This is a genomic window from Streptomyces ochraceiscleroticus, assembly GCF_000720485.1.
In the GTDB taxonomy this organism is placed as follows: Bacteria; Actinomycetota; Actinomycetes; order Streptomycetales; family Streptomycetaceae; genus Streptomyces; species Streptomyces ochraceiscleroticus.
The window spans coordinates 1-211 of the sequence record NZ_JOAX01000142.1 but is presented as its reverse complement, the minus strand read 5'-3'; the positions used below and the strand labels follow the sequence as shown (position 1 = coordinate 211).

The 211-nt window shown below is 70.1% G+C and carries 1 pseudogene; it reads left to right on the top strand.

From position 1 onward, the window contains the following. Positions 1 to 211 (top strand): annotated as a pseudogene (locus IG84_RS38655) (urocanate hydratase); the annotation flags it as partial.

The window sequence follows — 211 nt, the reverse complement described above, 5'->3', positions numbered from 1 at the left end:
GCAGGAGGCCGCCCTGCGGATGCTCCAGAACAACCTGGACCCGGAGGTCGCCGAGCACCCGGACAAGCTCGTCGTCTACGGCGGCACCGGCAAGGCCGCCCGCGACTGGCGTTCCTTCGACGCGATGCAGCGCACCCTGCGGACGCTGAAGCAGGACGAGACGATGCTGGTGCAGTCCGGCCGTCCGGTGGGCGTCATGCAGACGCACGAG